The 16803-nt window shown below is 61.8% G+C and carries 15 protein-coding genes; 7 read left to right on the top strand and 8 right to left on the bottom strand.

Going from position 1 to position 16803, the window contains the following annotated elements; translation table 11 throughout:
* Positions 1-97: 97 nt before the first annotated feature.
* On the bottom strand, positions 98-1474 hold the full coding sequence (locus tag BDK61_RS11095; RefSeq protein WP_121303256.1) for an adenylosuccinate synthase: 1377 nt from the start codon (positions 1472-1474) through the stop codon (positions 98-100).
* A gap of 178 nt (positions 1475-1652) precedes the next feature.
* Here BDK61_RS11095 and BDK61_RS11090 point away from each other — a divergent pair, with 178 nt between their 5' ends.
* Positions 1653-1958 (top strand): hypothetical protein, encoded by a 306-nt coding sequence (locus BDK61_RS11090; RefSeq protein WP_004516266.1) that lies wholly within the window; start codon positions 1653-1655, stop codon positions 1956-1958.
* 9 nt (positions 1959-1967) lie between these two features.
* Here the strand turns inward: BDK61_RS11090 and BDK61_RS11085 are convergent, their stop codons facing one another.
* Positions 1968-4496, bottom strand: coding sequence for a DUF7527 domain-containing protein (locus BDK61_RS11085; protein WP_121303255.1), 2529 nt, complete (start codon positions 4494-4496; stop codon positions 1968-1970).
* 89 nt (positions 4497-4585) lie between these two features.
* Here BDK61_RS11085 and BDK61_RS11080 point away from each other — a divergent pair, with 89 nt between their 5' ends.
* The 4 genes from BDK61_RS11080 (at position 4586) to BDK61_RS11065 (ending at position 7731) form a co-directional block, all read left to right on the top strand.
* Positions 4586-4981 carry a DUF7541 family protein gene (locus BDK61_RS11080; RefSeq protein WP_121303254.1) on the top strand — a complete coding sequence of 132 codons (396 nt, stop codon included), beginning with the start codon at positions 4586-4588 and terminating at the stop codon, positions 4979-4981.
* A 63-nt stretch (positions 4982-5044) separates the two neighbouring features.
* Complete coding sequence (locus BDK61_RS11075) at positions 5045-5296, top strand: DUF6684 family protein (protein ID WP_004956700.1); 252 nt, start codon at positions 5045-5047, stop codon at positions 5294-5296.
* A 168-nt stretch (positions 5297-5464) separates the two neighbouring features.
* Complete coding sequence (locus BDK61_RS11070) at positions 5465-7249, top strand: cytochrome c oxidase subunit I (RefSeq protein ID WP_004956695.1); 1785 nt, start codon at positions 5465-5467, stop codon at positions 7247-7249.
* 212 nt (positions 7250-7461) lie between these two features.
* Positions 7462-7731, top strand: a complete 270-nt coding sequence (locus tag BDK61_RS11065; RefSeq protein ID WP_004956692.1) for a DUF7520 family protein — start codon at positions 7462-7464, stop codon at positions 7729-7731.
* Between the two features lie 110 nt (positions 7732-7841).
* On the opposite strand, the gene BDK61_RS11060 is transcribed toward BDK61_RS11065, so the two are convergent.
* From BDK61_RS11060 to BDK61_RS11035, 6 genes are all read right to left on the bottom strand, one after another.
* Positions 7842-9545, bottom strand: a complete 1704-nt coding sequence (locus tag BDK61_RS11060) for a methylmalonyl-CoA mutase family protein (RefSeq protein ID WP_007188906.1) — start codon at positions 9543-9545, stop codon at positions 7842-7844.
* 75 nt (positions 9546-9620) lie between these two features.
* Entirely contained in the window at positions 9621-10412 is a 792-nt protein-coding gene (locus tag BDK61_RS11055; protein WP_004956686.1) for a CBS pair associated ParBc domain-containing protein, read from the bottom strand.
* A gap of 38 nt (positions 10413-10450) precedes the next feature.
* Positions 10451-12166, bottom strand: a complete 1716-nt coding sequence (locus BDK61_RS11050) for a DHH family phosphoesterase (RefSeq protein ID WP_011223530.1) — start codon at positions 12164-12166, stop codon at positions 10451-10453.
* A gap of 35 nt (positions 12167-12201) precedes the next feature.
* Positions 12202-12630, bottom strand: coding sequence for an HTH-type transcriptional regulator LrpA1 (gene lrpA1, locus BDK61_RS11045; RefSeq protein WP_004956678.1), 429 nt, complete (start codon positions 12628-12630; stop codon positions 12202-12204).
* A gap of 83 nt (positions 12631-12713) precedes the next feature.
* Positions 12714-13652: a thiamine pyrophosphate-dependent enzyme gene (locus BDK61_RS11040; protein WP_004516277.1), complete on the bottom strand. Its 939-nt coding sequence runs from the start codon at positions 13650-13652 to the stop codon at positions 12714-12716.
* Between the two features lie 3 nt (positions 13653-13655).
* Positions 13656-15554 carry a 2-oxoacid:acceptor oxidoreductase subunit alpha gene (locus tag BDK61_RS11035; RefSeq protein ID WP_121303253.1) on the bottom strand — a complete coding sequence of 633 codons (1899 nt, stop codon included), beginning with the start codon at positions 15552-15554 and terminating at the stop codon, positions 13656-13658.
* 268 nt (positions 15555-15822) lie between these two features.
* Between BDK61_RS11035 and BDK61_RS11030 the strand changes: the two genes are divergently transcribed.
* Both BDK61_RS11030 and BDK61_RS11025 read left to right on the top strand, forming a co-directional pair.
* The gene (locus BDK61_RS11030) at positions 15823-16542 is read left to right on the top strand and encodes a DICT sensory domain-containing protein (RefSeq protein WP_004956670.1); all 720 of its coding nucleotides are present in this window, start codon (positions 15823-15825) and stop codon (positions 16540-16542) included.
* Positions 16543-16611: 69 nt separating this feature from the next.
* On the top strand, positions 16612-16794 hold the full coding sequence (locus tag BDK61_RS11025; protein WP_007188902.1) for a hypothetical protein: 183 nt from the start codon (positions 16612-16614) through the stop codon (positions 16792-16794).
* Positions 16795-16803: the final 9 nt, after the last annotated feature.

Raw genomic sequence — 16803 nt, 5'->3', positions numbered from 1 at the left:
GGCGGTCGCAAAAGTCTGCCGCTCTCTCAGTGGTACCGCCCCACCGCTGGGCGAAGGTAAGTGGGCACTCAAACGCCGAATCCGAGAGAAAGGCCGCTCAGAACGGCTGTTCGCGGACGATAGTTTCGCCGCGGCCGGGACCAACGCCGATGGCGTAGGCCGGTGTGTCGAGTTCTGATTCGATGTATTCGACGTAGGCTTTCGCGTTCTCGGGGAGTGCGTCGTACCCCTCTTCGGCGGCGTCCGCCCAGTCGACCTCGGGCCAGCCGTCGAACGACCGGAAGTTCGCCTCGCACTTGGCCCACTGTTCGGTGGTCGCAGGCATCGATGCCAGCTCCTCGCCGTCGAGCGTGTAGGTGTGGCCGACCTTCACTTCGTCGAGGCCGGCGAGCACGTCGAGGTGGTTGATGGCGATGCCGGTAAAGCCGGACACGCGCGTGGAGTGGCGCAACATTGGCAGGTCGAGCCAGCCGACGCGCCGCGGACGGCCGGTAACAGTGCCGTACTCGCCGCCTTCCTCGCGGATGTAGTTCGCCAGCTCCTCGTTTTCGCCCTCGCCCTGCTCGTCGTAGCCGGGCGTATCGCCGACGACACCGCCGAGTTCGGTCGGCAGCGGGCCACTGCCGACGCGGGTGAGGTACGCCTTCACGATCCCGATGACTTCGCCGTCGCCGACGACACCGGGACTGAGTCCGGTCCCGGTCGCCGCGCCGCCGGCCGTCGGGTTCGATGACGTGACGTAGGGGTAGTTCCCGTGGTCGATGTCGATGATTGTCCCCTGTGCGCCCTCCAGCATGACGTTCTGGCCCTCGTCGATGGTCGCGCTGAGGAAGGCCCCAGCGTTGACGGTCATGTCTTCGGCCTCGAAGCGGCGGCCGAACTCGCGGAACTCCTCGAAGACGGCGTCCACGTCGAAGGCGTCCGGATCGTCAAGCTCGTCGACATCGAGGTCGTACACGTCCTCGACGACGGCCCGCTTCTGCGGAACGACGTATTCGAGGCGCTCCCGGAGCACGTCCGGGTCGAGCAGGTCGCCGACGCGGACGCCGCGGCGACCGGCCTTGTCCTCGTAGGTCGGGCCGATACCCCGGCCCGTCGTCCCGACTTCGTCATCCGTTTCGCTTTTTAGTTCCTCCTCGATACCGTCGAGCACGCGGTGGAACGGAAGAATGACGTGTGCTCGTTCGGCGATGCGAACGTCCGGGTCGAGGCCCCGTTCCTGGAGCGTGTCTATCTCGTCGAACAGCGTTCGCGGATTGACGACGCACCCGTTGCCGAGTACGCCGACCTTGCCGCGGATGGCTCCGCTCGGAACCAGCGAGAGCTTGTACTCCTCGCCCTCGTGGACGACGGTGTGGCCGGCGTTGTCGCCGCCCTGATAGCGCGCGACGACGTCTACGTCGTCGCCGTACAGGTCGACGATGCCGCCCTTCCCTTCGTCGCCGAGCTGTGAGCCGACGATGGTTACGGTCATCGCACGCACCTTCCATCCACCGTGATAAACAGATTACGGTCCGGAACTCACGCTCGTGAGCAGTACCCATGTGAATCGTTACGACGGTTTTAAGACACCCCTGTTCAAACGTATCAACGTTGTAGCGATTATCCGAGGGAGAACCTTTAAATACCGCAAACACAAGTTAACAATTGCCATGATAGACAGGCTTGAAAAGGAAGTTGACATGCTGGAGCGCCACTTGCAGGTGCTTCGCATGGTTATCGAGAACGAGCCTATCGGTATCGTGAAGATGTCCAACGAAACCGGCTACCCGCACCACAAGGTGCGGTACTCCCTGCGCGTTCTCGAAGAGGAGAACCTCATCGAGCCCTCCAGCCAGGGTGCGATCACGACCGAACAGACTGGTGAGTTCGTCGACGACCTTGACGAGAAGGTCGACGAAATCATCGACAAGCTCGAAGGTATGAAGATCGAAGACGCAGCCGAAATCGAAGGCTAAGCTTCTTTCTCAGAGTTCCGGGACCGCCAGGTGGAACTCCTGGTTTCTCGCTTCTAACAGGCAGAGGTGAAAGCCCTCTTTGCGCGAGAGGTTCACGAAGCTCTTCCGCTTATCCCGGTTGAACAGCCCGCTAGAGGTAGCTTCTTCGGCGGTTTCGAGTGCGCCCGGCTCGAAGAAACTACTCGTGACGAGAAACGCTGACGCGAGCGACCCGGAAGCGTTGCCGACCCGCTCGGCGTTCCGGATGAGATCCGACATCTGGCCCTCGGAGGCCGGTTCGCGCGAGTTGTTGATGTTTGCAACAACCAGCGGGTTCCCCATCCGGTCGCGGACGACCACATCGAACCGTTCTTGCGAGCGGTTTTCCTGTCCATCCTCGGTGTAGGTTACCGTGACGTTGCCGTTCAGTTCGGCACGGTCGATAGCTGGAAGGCCTTCATAGAGGTCCTTCATCGCTCCCGCGTGTCCGGTGTCCCGAATCTCGTAGAGGAGGTTCCGGATGAGCCAGTTGACGAAGCGGTACTGGATGCTGTCTTCGAGGAACTCCTCGAACGGCGTCCCGTTGACCGCAGCGCCCTCGGCCTCGAACTGCGTGTGGTACTCCAGCCTGAGGTTCGCTTCGACCTCCTCGCGGCTCGCCTCGCCGTCCCTGGCCTCTTCAAGCGTCGCCTTGCCCTTCGAGTCGTACCTGACGAAGAGGTTCGTCCCGTTTATCGCCTCGCCGGCGCTGAGCCGGGTACCACCTGCGGCGTCGTCGTTTTGCTCGTCGAGTTGTTCTTCCAGCTGGTCGATCTTGGCCCGCGCGTCGGCTAGCTCCGACTCCAGGCGGTCGCGTTCGTCACGAAGCTCTTGATTTGTTGCCTCCAGATCGGTGAGTTCGGATTCGAGCTCCGACACCGTCTCGGCTCGCTGTTCGAGTTCGGATTCGAGTTCTGCGACGCGCTCCCCCTCGCGCGGTGTTGGCTCTTCGTCGGCAGGCGACTGTCGCTGGTCCCCTGTCGACGGCTGGGACTGCGGCGTATCGACCGGCTGTGGGTCTTTCGTAGGTGTGCCACGGCTTTCCTGAGCCGGTGCTGGTCCCTGCACACTGGGTTCGGTTGACGATGTCGGGTCGTCTTGGGCTGGCTGGTCACGTCGTGGCGTCGATACCTCTTGCCCACCTGTTGGTGGCGTCTGGGTGGATGACACGCTGGAGGGTGTGCTTTCCTGCGCACCGCCGGACTTGTTCGGGTCCAGCGACGGGACCGAGCGCGTCTCCAGGTCCGTACTTGCCCCGCCAGAGCCGGCTTCGGGTGTCGGAGTTGGCGAATCAGTCCCGGGCTGTGCCTTGGACGGCTGTGGCTCGGTGCTCTGGTTCGGTTTCGAGTCGGTCGGTTCAGGGTGGCGGTCTGTCGAAGCCGTCTGGTCGGTCTGTGCCGGTGAACTGCGGGTACTGGCTTGCTGGGCTTCCCGTGTCTGTGACGGCTCGGCCCCCCGGCGTTTCGGCTCTGTCTCCCCGGTAGTCTCACGCACCCCGGTCTCCCGTTCAGTCGGTTCCGTCTGCGTCGCGGTGTCGGTGTCTGCCGTCGCCCGGTCGGTCACCCTGCTGTCTGGCCGGCTGTCCGCATTCGGCTTTTCCTCCACGTCCGGTTGCTCGTCCGATTCAGAACTGCGGCGGGACCGGCCCGGATTCGCACCAGCAGCTTTCGACCCCGGCGGGCCGCTGCTTGCAGGGCCGCGGTCCGGTGTCGACTCTGCTGCGGTCCGAGTCTGCCCAGCGTCGTCGGCTCTATCGGTTCCGCTGTCCCTGGTGGCTTCCGGTGGCGTCTCGACCGACTCGTCGCTGCGAGCGTCGTCGCGTTGCGGTGCCCCGTCCGGCTCTTCCTCGCCTGTCGCCGCGGCGTCCGCCACACCAGCATCAGCCGGTTCGTCGGTAGCGGCTGTCTCGTCACCAGCGTCGAGCGGGTCGACGCCGGCAGCCGCCGGGTCCGCTGACTGCTCGTCCGTCTCGTCTTCCGGCGGTTTCGGAATCTCGATCGGCTCGATGTCGACCGGCATAACCTCGTAGATGCCGACCTCGTCGTTGGCCGTCTCGAACGCCTCATCGTCAGTGAGCAGATTGTCAGAGTTCCCGACCCACGCGACGCTCATCGAGCGGCCCTGGTGGTAGACGGTGTAGTAGTCGCCCGAGAGGACATTCTCGGAGAGTTCGATAAAGCCGGTAAAATTGCCACTCGACAGGGTATGGTCGACTTCTGCAAGCGCCGTATCCTCGGTGTAGTACTGTGCTTTCACCTCGTCGGCGCGCTCCTGCATCACTGCAAGCAGTGGCAAGGCCTCGTGCGGTGACCGCTTAGCTGTTCCCGACGCGTCCTCGAAATCCTCGATGGTGCCGTCGAGGACGCCGACGACGGTCCCGTTCAACATGAACAGGCGCGTCGGACCCGTGATGACCGCGCCGGAGAACTCCTGCCCGGCGAGGTCCTGTAGGCCCGCGAACCCGCCGTCGAACGGAACCGACTCCCACCCGTCGACCCGCTCGACCGTGCGTGTACTCATTACTCCCACCAAGCCGGATGGTGAACAAATAGTTTGTGCCCACGGGCGCGGTCCGATGGACATATGATGATTCGAACCGAAGTGTTGGTATGGCAGAGGAGCCGGGACTAAGCGACCAGTATCCGACTGCGAGTCCGTGGCCGCTGTTCGTTGCACTGGGATTAGCACTGTCAGAGATCGGCGTGTTCGTCGGACTCTTTCCAGTGGCTGTCTTCGGGCTGATACTGTTTGGCGGTAGTATCGCCGGCATCCTCACGGAGTCCGGGTACGTGGGGCGGCCGTGGCCGACCATGCTGGGTGTGGGCGTCATTCTCATTGTCCTCGCTGCTGCGTTTACGCTCTGGCAGGTTCCGGTCGCCGACATCGCGCTCTCGAATGTCGGGACCGGGCCGCTGTTCACTCGGCTAGTGGCTGTCGCCGTGGCGGGCGCAGTGATGATCGCAATGGGTGGCGTTGCCTCGATAATGGAACAGACCGCTGTCTGAGACGGGTCCCTGCCCGATACGGAAACCAACAATCTATTTACTGGCCTGTGCTAACGGGCAGACATGGCACTGTTTGGGTTCGAAAAAGACACCCTGCTCGACCTCACCGTGAACATCATTCCGCTTGGGATCCTCTTCTTCTTCATCGTTGCATTTGCCGTGTTCCCGGCGTTCGGAACGGACCCCGTTTTCTCCGGGCTGCAGTTCGCGTTGATTATCTCGATGTTCCTGTTGCTCGCTGTCCTGACGTACTACGCGGGGAAGGCTGTCGAGAACGCCGAGAAAGAGAACGACGAACTGGGCCACGAAGGCTGAGCGGCCAGTTGCAGACAGACCGTTTCGAAGACGCCCGCGCTTGGCACCGGATGACTGTGTGAGGAGGTCTCTTATTTTTGAAGCTGTAATGCTGGATGGGAGCCGTATTTTATGGTCGTTGCTGCAGGAATCGACCCTTTGATAATGTCCCAGTCCTGAAGGACGACTATGGTAGCAGGAGATATTGTGCTGACGGGGCTGATGGCCGTCCTCCTCGTCGGCGTCGCCGCGCTTCTCACCCGTGTCGAGAACTGGCGTTCGTATACGCCGCTCGCGGGTGGCGGGGCCGTCACGGGTGACGAGACGGCGGTCATCAACCGTGAGAAACCCGCAGGTATCATTCGCTGGCTAACAACTGTCGATCACAAGGACATCGGTCTGTTGTACGGGGTGTACGCGGTCATCGCCCTGGCTGTCGGTGGGATCATGGCGATGCTCATTCGTATCCAGCTCGTCACGCCCGCAGGGGCCATCCTCGGCAACAACGCCTACAACTCCATCCTGACGAGTCACGGCATTACGATGCTGTTCCTGTTCGGGACGCCCATTATCGCGGCGTTCGCGAACTACTTCATCCCCCTGCTTATCGGGGCTGACGACATGGCGTTCCCGCGTATCAACGCCATCGCGTTCTGGCTGCTCCCACCAGCAGCACTGCTGATCTGGGCGGGGTTCTTCCTCGCGCCGGTGACCGACAACATGATCGAGCCGGCTCGAACGGCCTGGACGATGTACACGCCGCTGTCCGTCGAGCAGGCGAACCCCGGTGTCGACCTGATGCTGCTGGGGCTGCACCTTTCGGGCGTCGCAGCGACGATGGGGGCGATCAACTTCATTGCGACCATCTTCACGGAGCGCAATGAGGAGGTCAACTGGGCGAATCTCGATATTTTCTCGTGGACAATCCTCACCCAGTCCGCACTGATCCTGTTCGCCTTCCCGCTACTGGGGAGCGCCATCGTGATGCTGCTGCTGGACCGGAACCTTGCAACGACGTTCTTCGCGGTCGAGGGCGGTGGCCCGCTGCTGTGGCAACACCTGTTCTGGTTCTTCGGCCACCCTGAAGTGTACATCCTCGTCCTGCCGCCGATGGGACTGGTTAGCCTCATCCTGCCGAAGTTCTCCGGGCGAAAGCTGTTCGGCTTTAAGTTCGTCGTCTACTCGACGCTCGCCATCGGTGTACTGTCCTTCGGCGTCTGGGCCCACCACATGTTCTCGACGGGCATGGACCCGCGGCTCCGGGCCTCGTTCATGGCTGTCTCGTTGGCTATTGCAATACCGAGCGCGGTCAAGACGTTCAACTGGATCACAACGATGTGGAACGGCCGCCTGCGTCTGACGACGCCGATGCTGTTCTGTATCGGCTTCGTCTCGAACTTCATCATCGGCGGCGTGACGGGCGTGTTCCTCGCCTCCATCCCCGTTGACCTGATCCTGCACGACACCTACTACGTCGTCGGGCACTTCCACTACATCGTGATGGGGGCCATCGGCTTCGCGGCCTTCGCGGGCATCTACTACTGGTTCCCCATCTTCACCGGTCGGATGTACCAGCGCACCCTCGGGAAGGCCCACTTCTGGTTCTCGATGGTCGGGACCAACATCACGTTCTTCGCGATGCTCGCACTGGGTTACCTGGGGATGCCACGGCGGTACGCCACCTACCAGTTTGACGGCGCTATCGCACCGCTGACGCAGGTGTCGACGTTCCATCAGGCGGCGACGGTGGGCGCATTCATCCTGTTCATCGGTCAGCTGTTCTTCGTCTGGAACATTGTCCAGTCCTGGCTCGAAGGCCCGAAAGTCGAGGACGGCGACCCGTGGGACCTCGAAAGCGACGGGATGCTGGACCGCGAGTTCCAGTGGTTCGACGAGCAACTCGAAGCCGAGGCACCCGAAAAGGACCCATCGCTACTCGCTGACGGCGGCCAAGAAGAACAAGACGACTCGTAAGCGTCCCGAACCCTGTTTTCGTCCGCTTCTTTTCGTTCGCAACCAGAACGGACAGTTCCTGTTAGCTTGCGCCAGAGACCAGTACCATAGCCGTCACGAACATCATGAGCGCGATTCCGGTCAGGACGAGAAACAGTAGCTCTTTCTGTGACATAAGATAGCTACGGCGTGGAAGTGAAAAAGGCTAATCGTCTCCGAGCCGTTGGTCTCACATGAGCGAGTCAGCCGAGGCCAGATCCGGGCAGCAAATCGTCCTTCGCCTGTACGTTGCTATCGTTGTGCTTGCCGGTGTGATGGGGTTCGTCCTTGGAAGCATTCGTCCGGAGGACCTCGAACCGGAACTGTTCGGTGTAATCGCACTGCCGCCGACGCCGTTCGGTGTCGCTATCTACGGGTTTGTCACTATCGGTATCGTCCTTGGCGTGTTGCTTGGCCTCGTCATATACGTCTCCGAGCGAATCGACGACGCGGCCAGTTCGTGACCAGAGCGACACGGTGATCAGCGGCGTTTTCGACGAAGCAACACGAACGCACTGCGATGAGACGCCTATCGTGACTCGACAGGTCCGGGCAGCGTGCTACGAGAGCGCCGTTACGCGACACTGGCCGTTTCCTGATAGCTCCCGTACTCTGCCTCGAAGACAGCCATAATCTCGCCCATCGTCGCGTAGGCTTTCACCGCGTCGATGATGATGGGCATGACGTTCCCGCCGTCGGTGACCACTTGCCGTAGGTCATCGAGCGCCGCTTCCACAGCCGCGTCGTCGCGCTCTGCCTTGACCGTCGCAAGCTTGTCCCGCTGGCGTTCCTGTACGTCTTCGTCGACGGTGAGAATCTCGGGTTCGGTGTCTTCCTCGACGGTGTACTTGTTAACGCCGACCATGACTTCTTCCTCGCTCTCGACGCGTTGCTGATACTCGTAGGCAGCGTCCTGAATCTCACGCTGGAAGTAGCCGTCCTGAATCCCCTGAATGACGCCGTCCCGGACCGACCCGTCTCCGAGTTCGTCTCTGATGTGATTGATGTAGGCCATTGCCTTCTCTTCGACCTCGTCGGTCAGTGACTCGATGGCGAAACTGCCGCCCATCGGGTCGACGATGTCGGCGGCCCCCGACTCCTCCGCAATGATCTGCTGTGTCCGGAGGGCGACCCGAACCGCCTGTTCGGACGGGAGCGCCAGCGCCTCGTCGAAGCTGTTGGTGTGCAAGCTCTGGGTTCCACCGAGAACCCCCGCGAGGGCCTGAATCGTCACGCGGACGATGTTGTTCAGCGGTTGCTGGGCAGTCAGTGACTGGCCAGCGGTCTGGGTGTGGAACTTCAGTTGCTTGCTCGCGTCGGCCTCCGCGTCGTACCAGTCGCCCATTACCCGGGCGTAGATGCGCCGGGCCGCGCGGAACTTCGCGATCTCCTCGAACATGGAGTTGTGTGAATTGAAGAAAAAGGAGAGTTGTGGGGCGAACTCGTCGACATCCAGCCCACGGTTCAGACAGTCCTCGACGTAGGCGAAGCCGTCCGCGAGCGTAAACGCGAGCTCCTGTACCGCTGTCGAGCCGGCCTCCCGGATGTGATACCCCGACACAGAGATGGGCTTGAACTTCGGCGTCTCCTGACTGGCGAACTCGATGGTGTCGGTCACAAGCTTCAGCGACGGCTCTGGCGGGATGACCCACTCTTTCTGTGCGATGAACTCTTTGAACATATCGTTCTGGAGCGTCCCACGGATTTCCTCGCGTGGGACGCCCTGCTGGTCGGCCAGCGCGATGTACATCGCATAGATGACGGGAGCGCTGGGGTTGATAGTAAAAGAGGTTGACACCTCGCCGAGATTGATGCCGTCGAACAGCCGTTCCATGTCCGCCAGTGTGTCGACGGCGACACCCTCCTTGCCCACCTCGCCGTCGGCCATCACGTCATCAGAATCGATCCCCATCAGCGTCGGCATATCGAAGGCCGTCGAGAGCCCGGTCTGGCCCTCGTCGATGAGGTAGTGAAACCGCTCGTTGGTTTCATCAGCGGTCCCGAAGCCCGCGAACTGTCGCATCGTCCACTGCCGGCCGCGGTACATTGTCGGATAGACACCGCGTGTGAACGGCTCCTCGCCGGGGAAGCCGATATCTTCCTCGTAATCGAGGCCATCCACGTCGCGTGGCGTATACAGCCGGTCTACATCGAGGTTTGAGACCGTCGCGAACCGCTCCTTGCGTTCGCCGTAAGCGTCCAGTACGGGGTCCAGTGTCTCGGCTTCCCACTCGTCTTTCTGCTCGCGGATTCGTTGGAGGTCTGACTCGTCGAACATACTCCGGTGTATGTCATGATTTAGTAAGAAGGTTCGGGCAAAGCGGGGTGCTACCGTCGATCACACCGCTAGGGACTAGTCTTGGAGTCGTTCCGTTGTCTGTACGAGCGGGTGGTGTGCGTAGTCGACGACCTCGATATCGTCGATTGACTCTAAGTCGGAGTCTGCAGCCGTCTCGGCCATCCCCAGTTCGACCGTCTCATCGAGGACGATGACGTAGGCGTCCATCTCATCGATGTCGAGTCTGGCAGCGGCTTTCACGCGGTGATGGCCATCCGCCAGCAGGAGGTCTCCGCCGTTGTCGATGACGACGAGTGGTTCCGCCAGTCCCCGTTCCAGTTCGTACACCCGGCCTTCGAGTTCGTCGGCGTACACCGTTGTCTGTGTTGGCGTCAGGTCATCGAGGTCCACCTCACGGCGGCCTTCGTGTGTCGTGATCCCGTGGATATTCTCGAGCGTCCGGCCGAGCTTGTCTACCTTGCCCGGTGTCGCCCGTTCGATCTGGGAACGGATCACGTCAGCGTTCGAGATGATGCCGACAAGATGGCCGGCGTCGTCGACAACCGGGAGTTTCTGGATGCCCGACCGCAGGATAACGCGCGCCGCGTCCTGCACGGCCATGTCTGGATGTGCCACAAGGATATCGTCGGTCATCACGCGGAACATCGGCTCGTGGTCCTCTGCGAGCAGCAGGTCGCGCGCGCTAACGAATCCCTCGACCCGGCGGCCGTCAGTCACCGGAAACCCGCTGAAGTGGTCATTGTCGGCGATTCGTCGGGCGACCTCTCCCACGGTGTCGTCGAGTTCGACGGTGGCAACCTCGCGTGTCATATAGTCCCCGACCGTCGGGCGATTCGAATCCTCCATCGGCACTGGGTTCTCGACCGACAGCAAAAAAGGCTCGCCTACAGCGGTTCGCCGTCGTCGGGTTCGACGAGCGTTTCCGGGCTGTCCTCTCCCTGTTCTGCCTCGTCGTCTGTCGGTTCAGCCGCGTCGGCTGCCTGGTCTGGCTCGTCACCACCGTCTTCGTCGCCGTTCTCCAGAAACATCACATCGCTGTTCCAGTCCGCTGTGCCGTCGTCACCAGCCTCTCCAGATGCGCCTTCGGCCGTCGCTGAGGTGTCGTCGCTGTCCTGACTAAGCGCCGTCGACTCCGTGAACGCGGCCACGTCGTAGTCAGCACGGGCGTAGACGCGCCCAAGCAGCCGGTGGGACCGCGACTGGACAGCGTCGAGGAACCGATTGGAAACGATAGCGCGGACAATCTCCTCCAGTGATTCCTCGCGGTCGTCGACGGTGATCATCCCCACGTCGATCTGTGCGCCCGCCATATCGGCGTGACCGCCCGCGGACCCGATCTGTCCGAAGGCGTCCCGCAGCGCCTCGCCGAGGTCGATATCTGCCCCACGTGCCCGAGCGGAGACGTATATCGTCCCATCGACGACGCCGTACACCATCGTCGTCTGGACGCCTTCGAGGTCGAGGAGCCTGTCAGCCGCCTGTGCGAGTGCATCCCGGTCACTGATCTCACCGACACCAGTCAGGAGCACTGAGCCCTCCTGATCGCGGTTTGTAATCGCGCGGCCGATGACGGACAGCGTCTCCGGGCTCACGCTTGGGTCTTCGATTCGCTGGAGCGTTGCCATGTCGGCGTTCGTCACGAGATGTGCGGCGGCCTCGAAGTCCGCGGCAGCGACCTCCCGGCGGAAGTCCTTCGTGTCGACCTGAATGCCGAACAGCAGGCCCGTTGCGATAGGTGTCGGAATGTCAACGTTGAACCGCTGGAGGTAGTCGACCAGCAGTGTGCTCGTCGCCCCGACGCCGCTCCGGAGGTCGACGAAGCGGGCTTCGATCGGAACGCGTGGCGGATGATGGTCAATGACGATGTCGATGGGGGTCTCCGGCGGGAGTTGGTCGTTGACACCGGCTCTGGAGTGGTCAACTAGCGCAAACGCGTCGAACGCTTCCAGTTCGTCTGGTGAATCGGCGTCAAGGTTTCGGAGGTCAAACTCGAGGAGGTTGACGAACGCCCGGTTCTCCTGATGGGATATCTCCCCGTAGTAACAGATCGTCACCTCGCAGTCGGCTCGTTCAGCGAGCGCTCCGAGGGCGACAGCGCTGGCAATCGCGTCAGGGTCGGGATTGTCGTGCATGACGACAGCGAGGTGGTCGTCGATGTCCCGCAGTACCTGATGGAGCTGTCTGGCCCGCGTTCCTTCGTCGCCGACCGACTGGGTAACGTAGTCGGTGACGACGGTCTCCGGTGTGACCAGCCGGTCCGCCACGCTGTCAAGCCGGTCGCGCTGGTCGGTTGTCGCGCCGTGGCCGGCGTATGCGAGGAGGAACGCATCGGGAAAGCAGTCACGCGCGGCCGTTGCCGCGTCGGCGTTCTGTTTGGGATCCTCACTGGCGACGATGATGCTTTCGGGGTGAAAGTCGAGGTCGGCGAGAACAGATGGGTCGGCCTGGTCGGCTTCGAGCACGTTGATGCCGTCCGCCCGGAGCGTTTCAGCACGGTGCTCGTCCTGGGTCACGACCGCCAGCTCGCCGCGGTCGTCGCTAATCGCGTCGAGAAGGTCCGCGGCCGTCGGCCCGAGTCCGAGCACCAGCCGAGAAAGCATACCGTGCAGTCAGCACTGGAGCGTCTAAAAACCCGTTACTTCAGCCGTTCCTGCAGAAACGACGGATGTGCGGCGGTAACACCGTCGAGAGCGAGGATCTTGTCTTCGATGACGTCCGCCAGCGAGTCACCGTCCATCGCCCGGACTTCCGCCATCAGCATATGGTCGCCGCTAGACGTGTACAGTTCCTCCATCTCCGGAATCTCCTTGAGGTTCCGCGTGGCTTCAACGTAGCAGTCGCTCGCGATGTCGATGCCGACCAGCGCAATCGACTGGCCCGCCAGCTTCTTCGGGTCGACATCGGCGGAGTAGCCGACGATGACACCCTCCTCTTCGAGTTTCTGGATGTATTTCCGGACTGTCGGCTTCGATACCTCCGCTCGCTCTGCGATTTCTGCGTACGAGGCCTGTGCGTCCTCTTCAAGGACCGACAGGATTCGACGCTCCGTAGACTCGGCACTCATGCACTAATCTTTTCGGTGCATGAAAAAATATCTTCCGAACCAGAAACCCACGTCCGGGGGTATCCGCAGTCCGGCAGCGAGCCTTATTTGTGGTGTTCGAGGAGGTTGTCGTAGGTCCGCTCCCACTCCGCGTCCTCGTCGAAGTACCGCTCTGCGAGCGGTTCCTCGGGCATTTCGCCGATCTGGCGCTTCTCCTCGCCGTAGGAGGGGCGCTCGTCTTCGATGTACATCCGACCGGTGAGCACTTCGCCTTCGTACAGTCGCTCTTCGGTCTTTCGCATCATCTCGGCGGCTTCCGCGCGGTCCGAGACGTCGAAGTCGAACTCGTCGGACTGCTGGACGTCCGTGTACGGGACGTAGTGTTTCGCGTCCTTGTTCCAGGTCGGACACTGGGTCAGGAAGTCGATGTGCGCGAAGCCGTCGTGCTCGATGGCTTCGGCGATGATTTCCTTCGCCTGGTTCGGGTTGACAGCCGCGGTCCGGGCGATGTAGGTCGCACCGGCGTTGAGCTGCTGGGACAGAGGGCGGATCGGCGACTTCGCCGAGCCGTGGGGCTGTGTCTTTGACTTGTGGCCCTTCGGCGATGTCGGGGATGTCTGGCCCTTTGTCAGCCCGAAGATCTCGTTGTTGAACACGATATACGTCATATCGTGGTTCTCACGGGCCGTGTGGATGGTGTGGTTCCCACCGATACCGTAGCCGTCGCCGTCCCCACCGGCCGCGATGACTTCGAGGTTGGGGTTGGCGAGCTTCGCGGCCCGGGCGACGGGCAGCGAGCGGCCGTGGATGGTGTGGAAGCCGTAGCTGTTGAAGTAGCTGTTGAGCTTCCCCGAACAGCCGATACCGGTGAACAGCGCGACTTCGTCGGGGTTCTTGCCGACTTCCGGCATGGCCTGCTTGAGCGCCTTGAGGACGCCGAAGTCGCCACAGCCCGGACACCAGGTCGCCTGGGGTTCGATGCCGGGTGTAAACTCGTCGCGCTCGATTTCGCGTTCTTCGTTGATTGCTGAGAATGCACTCATAGGTTAGTCACCTGCCGCGGGTACGTACTTCATGTTGCTCGCGGCGAGTTCCTCGCCGTCGATGCTGGATTCGAACCCGTCGACGATCTCGGCGGGCTCGAAGGGGTTGCCGTTGTACTTGAGCAAGCTCGACAGCTTGTCGCCGTACTTGCCGAGTTCCTTCTGGGTAAGACCGCGGAACTGGGCCGTCGCGTTCATCTCGACGACAAGTGCCTCGTCGACTGATTCGAGCCACTCAGAGACTTCTTCCTTCGGGTACGGAGCCATGTCGGAGACGCCAAGCGCCTTCACGGAGTGGCCGTTCTCGTTGAGTCGGTCGACGGCCTCGAAGACGGTCCCCTGCTGGCTGCCCCACACGAGGATGCCGTAGTCGGCTTCCTCGGGTCCGTGGTAAGTCTGGTGGGACGTGTTCTCGTCCAGATCAGCACGGATGTCGTCGAGCTTGTTGAGCCGACGGTTCATCTGGGCGATTCGGTTCTCGGGGTCCTCGCTGATGTGGCCCGATGGGTTGTGCTCGTTGCCAGTCGCGAGGAAGCGGCCGTCCTTCTGGCCCGGCACGGTGCGCGGGCTGACGTTCGAGCCGTCCTCGGGCTCGTGGAGGAACCGCTGGAACTTCCCGGAGGAGTGGTGTGCGGCGTCCTGAATCTCCTCTTCGGTGAGGACCGAGCCGGGATCGGCGTTTGGCTCCTCGTCGAAGTGGCTGGCCGGGAGGTTTCGGAGTTCGCCCTGAATCTTCTGGTCGTAGATAACGATGACCGGGATCTGGTACTCGTAGGCGATGCGGAACGCCGAGCGGGTCTGCGTGTAACACTCGCGGATGTTCGCCGGTGCGAACACGACGCGGGCGGAGTCGCCCTGTGAGGTGTACAGGACGTGCTCAAGATCAGCCTGCTCGGGCTTGGTCGGCATCCCCGTCGAGGGGCCGGCTCGCATCGCTTCGACCAGCACGATAGGCGTCTCGGTCATCTCTGCCAGTCCGAGCGGTTCGGACATCAGCGCGAAGCCACCGCCGGAGGACCCGGACATGGCTTTCACGCCAGCGTGGGATGCACCGAGCGCCAGCGCGGCGGCCGCGATCTCGTCTTCGACCTGTTCGGAGATGCCGCCGAACTCGGGCAGATGCTGTGACATGATCGTGAACACGTCGGTCCACGGAGTCATGGGGTAGCCTGAGATGAAACGACAGCCCTCGTCGATTGCGCCGTAGGAAATCGCGTTCGAGCCCGAGAGAATGACCTGCTCCTCGTCGTGGGAGCCCTCGGGGACCTCGATGTCGTGGTCGACATCGAGTTCGCTGGCGGCTTCGTAGGCGTCGTGCAGGACGTTAAGGTTCGCCTCCTGCATGTCGCCGCTCATATTCTGTGTGATGAGTTTCTCGAACTCGTCGGTGCTGATGTCGAGAATGGCCGCAGTCGCGCCGATACCGGCCGTGTTCCGCATGATCTCGCGGCCGTGTTCCTTGGCGATACCGCGGAGGTCCATCGGGACGACGTGCCAGTTGTTCTCCTCGGCGGCTTCTTCGAGACCGATCTCGTCGACGTCCTCGTCGTCGAGCAGTCCCTCGTCGTAGAGGAGAACGCCGCCTTCTCGGAGGTCGTCGAAGTTCTCGTACAGCGGTTTCAGCTCTTCTTTGCCGTAGTAGGCCTCTTCCTGTGGGTTGCGGGCGAAGGAGTCACCCAGGGCCAGCAGGAAGTTATAGCCGTCCCCGCGGGACTGTACCGGTTCGTCCTTTGCACGTACTTCCACGTACGTGTGGCCGCCGCGGATACGCGACGGGTAATGGCGGTGTGTGAACACGTTCAGCCCCGACCACATCAAGGCCTTCGCGAAGTTCTGGCTTGTCGAGTCGATTCCGTCACCGGAACCACCGGCGATTCGCCAGATTAGTTCGTTGTCTGTCATGGTGAAATCCTCGGCCCCAGCTCTGGTGCCGTATCATTCCGTTGGGGGGCCATGACTAAAGATTTTCCACTATGTCACCACTCATTAATCGTTATCTTTCGGCTCAGGCACCTCAGATTGCCGTTTTCGAAATGGGGGTTCGTCACTAGTGGGACAAATTCACAGGGTCGATATATTCAGCTAACCCACACGTGTCAGCCGCTACTAGTAAGTCGCGTAACTCCCTCCCGCAACGACTAACACGGTGAATACCGATGTACAGTCGAAGATGTCGTTAACGGAACTCATCACCGGCGTCGAGGACCATCAGAAGACGCTGACTATCTTTAACGCCGGGCCGACAGCGGCCGAGGACCTTCGCGAGCGCTTCGCGGACCGTAACGTCCACGTTCAGACCGAGCAGACCGAGAGCGGACGACCGGGCGAGTTTATCACCCTCAGCGAGGACACAGAGGTGATCGCGGCCGCGAGCCTCAACTCGTTCACGGACGCGCTCAACGAAGGTCGGCAGTACATCACGCGTGACAACAGCCCGTACGTGTCGATTCTCGACCACCTTGATGAGACCATGTTCACCTCGTGGTCGATTCAACGGATGACCGCCGCATCGCGCGAAATAGAGGATCGCGCATGGCGAGTGGGACAGGGAACCCTGCACGCCGGCTTTCAGACACTCTCGACGCTTCAGGGCGAACTCGACCTCTATGAACGACTGGGTGAGACCGACGTGGATGTTCACGCCTATGCCGTCCCTGACGTCGAACCGCCCGAGTACAGTACGTTCTCGCTGCATCTGGAACGGTCGAACGAGATCGCCGACTCGTGGTTCGTCGTGTTCGATGGCGGGGGTGACCCGACCCAGAAATGCGCCCTGTTGGCCGAGGAGCGCGAACCGCGCGAGTTCTACGGCTTCTGGACCTACGACGAGTCGACGGTCGACTGGATCATCGACTATCTGGAGGAGACGTACGGCTATCTCGAACAGTGACAGCCGCGCGCAAACGGGCCAACGCGGCCACTGCCACGGCACGCCGTTGGCTGCCATCTCGTCTGTGACATGACGAACGTTGCTGCGTCCCGGGAGTTCCGTATCGAAGAGACCGGCGAACGCGTCAACGGTCTCGAACTGGAGTTACACCTGTTTTTCGGCGTGTGGGCAGTCGTTGAGCGGCACGATAACCGGTGGATCGTGGCAACTGAAAACGGCGAGCGCCGAACGCTCGTCGTTGTCTCGGACTGACCCAACGAA

Source organism: Haloarcula quadrata (assembly GCF_003634715.1).
Lineage (GTDB): Archaea > Halobacteriota > Halobacteria > Halobacteriales > Haloarculaceae > Haloarcula > Haloarcula marismortui.
The sequence above is the reverse complement of the archived record's forward strand: the minus strand, read 5'-3'. Positions and strand labels throughout refer to the sequence as shown.

Excerpts from the sequence above, each read along its gene's own strand:
- BDK61_RS11095 (WP_121303256.1), bottom strand. The coding sequence starts at position 1,474 with ATGACCGTAACCATCGTCGGCTCACAGCTCGGCGACGAAGGGAAGGGC.
- BDK61_RS11090 (WP_004516266.1), top strand. The coding sequence starts at position 1,653 with ATGATAGACAGGCTTGAAAAGGAAGTTGACATGCTGGAGCGCCACTTG.
- BDK61_RS11085 (WP_121303255.1), bottom strand. The coding sequence starts at position 4,496 with ATGAGTACACGCACGGTCGAGCGGGTCGACGGGTGGGAGTCGGTTCCG.
- BDK61_RS11080 (WP_121303254.1), top strand. The coding sequence starts at position 4,586 with ATGGCAGAGGAGCCGGGACTAAGCGACCAGTATCCGACTGCGAGTCCG.
- BDK61_RS11075 (WP_004956700.1), top strand. The coding sequence starts at position 5,045 with ATGGCACTGTTTGGGTTCGAAAAAGACACCCTGCTCGACCTCACCGTG.
- BDK61_RS11070 (WP_004956695.1), top strand. The coding sequence starts at position 5,465 with ATGGTAGCAGGAGATATTGTGCTGACGGGGCTGATGGCCGTCCTCCTC.
- BDK61_RS11065 (WP_004956692.1), top strand. The coding sequence starts at position 7,462 with ATGAGCGAGTCAGCCGAGGCCAGATCCGGGCAGCAAATCGTCCTTCGC.
- BDK61_RS11060 (WP_007188906.1), bottom strand. The coding sequence starts at position 9,545 with ATGTTCGACGAGTCAGACCTCCAACGAATCCGCGAGCAGAAAGACGAG.
- BDK61_RS11055 (WP_004956686.1), bottom strand. The coding sequence starts at position 10,412 with ATGGAGGATTCGAATCGCCCGACGGTCGGGGACTATATGACACGCGAG.
- BDK61_RS11050 (WP_011223530.1), bottom strand. The coding sequence starts at position 12,166 with ATGCTTTCTCGGCTGGTGCTCGGACTCGGGCCGACGGCCGCGGACCTT.
- lrpA1 (WP_004956678.1), bottom strand. The coding sequence starts at position 12,630 with ATGAGTGCCGAGTCTACGGAGCGTCGAATCCTGTCGGTCCTTGAAGAG.
- BDK61_RS11040 (WP_004516277.1), bottom strand. The coding sequence starts at position 13,652 with ATGAGTGCATTCTCAGCAATCAACGAAGAACGCGAAATCGAGCGCGAC.
- BDK61_RS11035 (WP_121303253.1), bottom strand. The coding sequence starts at position 15,554 with ATGACAGACAACGAACTAATCTGGCGAATCGCCGGTGGTTCCGGTGAC.
- BDK61_RS11030 (WP_004956670.1), top strand. The coding sequence starts at position 15,823 with ATGTCGTTAACGGAACTCATCACCGGCGTCGAGGACCATCAGAAGACG.
- BDK61_RS11025 (WP_007188902.1), top strand. The coding sequence starts at position 16,612 with ATGACGAACGTTGCTGCGTCCCGGGAGTTCCGTATCGAAGAGACCGGC.